The sequence below is a fragment of the uncultured Streptococcus sp. genome (assembly GCF_963545685.1).
Classification (GTDB): Bacteria; Bacillota; Bacilli; order Lactobacillales; family Streptococcaceae; genus Streptococcus.
Genome location: NZ_CAUUKN010000101.1, coordinates 1 through 2,717 on the forward strand (window position 1 = coordinate 1; position 2,717 = coordinate 2,717).

Genomic DNA, 2,717 nt, shown 5'->3' on the forward strand with positions numbered 1-2,717 from the left:
ATTTGGAAGTACATTTCAGGAGAGATACCTTGACGTTGCATGTTACCCATGAATTCGTTCATAGCACGGTGAACTTCGTCTTCAACCATTTCTGCTGGCAATTCAACGATTTCAGCGTTTTCAACAGCCAAATCAAGTGCAGCACCTTCAACAGCATCGTCAAATGCAATTTCTTTAGCTGCTTCAAGTTCTTTACGATATTTAGCTTTCAACTCATCAAGTGTTTCAACTTCATCGTCAAGATCCTTAGCCAACTCATCATCAAGAGCAGGGACTTCTTTAGCTTTAACTTCGTTAACTTTAGTAGCAAATACAGCAGCTTTACCTGCAAGATCAGTAGCTTGATAATCTTCTGGGAAAGTTACTTTAACTTCTACTTCATCACCAGCTTTTGCTCCAACTAATTGGTCTTCGAAACCTGGGATAAATTGACCTGAACCAAGTTCAAGAGAGTGGTTTTCACCTTTACCGCCGTCAAATTCAACGCCGTCTACTGAACCAACAAAGTCAATAACCACAGTGTCCCCATTTTCAGCTGCACCGTCTTTCACAATCAACTCAGCCAAGTTTTTACGTTCATTTTCAAGCTTAGCATCAACTTCTTCGTCAGTAACTTCTTTTGAGACTTCTACTGAAACTTCAAGATCTTTATATGCACCAAGTTTTACTTCTGGTTTTGTAACAACTTCAGCAGTAAGTGTCCAATCTTGACCTTTTTCAATTGATTTTACATCAATTTTTGGTTGTGCAACAACATCAAGACCAAGTTCTGCAATCGCTGCTTCATAAGCTGCTGGAAGAATTGCATTCAAAGCATCATCGTAAAGAGCTTCTTCACCAAATTTTTGGTTAAATACGGCACGAGGCATGTGTCCTTTACGAAAACCTGGTGCGTTCAAATTCTTTTTAACCTTGTTAAACGCTTGATCCAAAGCTGGTTGAATTTTATCTTGACCGATAGTAAATGTCACCACACCACGGTTAGTGGCTGTGTTTTCAAATGATACAGACATGTAGTCATTCTCCTTAAAATTTTTTATAGATACAGTTTAGTTTACCATATTTCAAAGCCTTTTAAAAGTTTTTTTCTCCAATTTAATAACAAGAAAAACATTATAGACTGCTTCTTTTTACAAATTTTGATAAACTAGAGATATGAATATTTTACAACAATACATACAGCAATTTAATTTTGAAGAAAGTCTAATGGTACTTATTTCGAAAGGGATTAGACTTCTCATTCTCCTCATCATCTTTCTTCTTAGTAAAAAAATTATCAACTTTCTGTTTAAACATACAGTCGGACGTTCAATATCCTGGACCTTTCAAACACCCGCCCGTAAAAAAACTATTGAACGTCTACTACACAATTGCATGAACTATATCCTTTACTTTTTTCTTGTATACTGGCTTCTAAGTATTTTGGGTGTTCCCGTGTCTAGCCTTCTAGCTGGAGCCGGACTTGCCGGTATCGCCCTTGGTCTAGGAGCTCAGGGCTTCCTATCAGACGTCGTTAATGGTTTTTTTATCTTGTTAGAAAACCAATTTGAAGTTGGTGATTCTGTTGAGGTAGAAACCGTTACAGGTCTTGTTTCAACTGTGGGTATCCGCACCACTCAGATTCGAGGCTTTGATGGAACACTCCATTTTATACCTAATCGTAATATCACAATCGTTTCCAATAAATCTCGTGGAGATATGAGGGCTCAAATTGACATCCCAGTCTATACTTCAACCGATATCAATAAAGTAACAAGCATTATACAACAAGTTAATAAAGACAACATTGAAAATTATCCTGAAATTATTGGAACGCCAAATATCATCGGATTAACTTCAAAACCTTCCGGACAACTTGTTTTTCGTGTTGATATTTTTACAAAAAACGGGCAAGAAATCCATATCTATGCAGACTTCTTAAAACTTTACCAAGAAGCTCTATTTAAAGAAAATGTTGATCTTCCAAGAGTTACTGGAAACACAATAGAAGTAAAATAAATAAACTCATCTTATAATGAGAGTCATAAATAATAAACAACACCCCGAAAGTTTGATAATAAATTCTACTTTCGAGGTGTTTTTAATGTAAACAAATTAACTGATACGAATAATGTCTAGATATATTGAGTAAAACAAACTAGTGAATAACTTCAACTCAGTCTTCTTCATTATATGGATCAAAGTCGACCATCCAAAATCTTAACTCTCGTATCATCTTTTTCCTTCCCCTAAAGCATTCACCAGCCAACAATCGATCTAACTTAAGAGAATCTTCCGATGATAACTGCTCACGAAAAGCATTAAGCTGCTCATCGTAAGCAAGCCTATCAACCGTATCTAAGTCCTTATTGGGAAGACAAAAAGCAATGTCTGAAATTTCAACATAACACTGTCTATTAGCTTGACGTTTTACTGACTCCTGTCGCCTCACTTCATCATTAAGTCGATTCCTAAACTTAGTTTTAAAGTAACGACGTAACTTATCATCATCTTTCTCTAAGTCAGGAAACTTTTTTAAAAGCTGATACAAAGTCATCATCGCCTCCTGCTCCATGTCAGCTTGATCCCAAAGCTGAATAAAGTATTGCCTAAAAGCCTTAAGTACAATCGGCCTAACAACTTCATATGCGTGAACAAAAACTTCTTGTTCCATTGAACCTCCAATAATAAATATAAATTTTGTAATTAGATAAATTACAGACCTATTATAAAAGATT

General features: G+C 35.9%; 3 protein-coding genes. 1 reads left to right on the forward strand and 2 read right to left on the reverse strand.

Annotated features, from left to right (window positions below; translation table 11 throughout):
• The coding region (tig, locus tag RWZ99_RS09270; RefSeq protein ID WP_314678322.1) for a trigger factor at window positions 1-1,013 on the reverse strand (1,013 nt) is incomplete at its 3' end.
• A 142-nt stretch (window positions 1,014-1,155) separates the two neighbouring features.
• Here tig and RWZ99_RS09275 point away from each other — a divergent pair.
• Complete coding sequence (locus tag RWZ99_RS09275; protein ID WP_314678323.1) at window positions 1,156-1,998, forward strand: mechanosensitive ion channel family protein; 843 nt, start codon at window positions 1,156-1,158, stop codon at window positions 1,996-1,998.
• Between the two features lie 157 nt (window positions 1,999-2,155).
• Here RWZ99_RS09275 and RWZ99_RS09280 read toward each other — a convergent pair whose 3' ends face one another.
• Window positions 2,156-2,653, reverse strand: coding sequence for a sigma-70 family RNA polymerase sigma factor (locus RWZ99_RS09280; RefSeq protein ID WP_314678325.1), 498 nt, complete (start codon window positions 2,651-2,653; stop codon window positions 2,156-2,158).
• Window positions 2,654-2,717 lie beyond the last annotated feature (64 nt).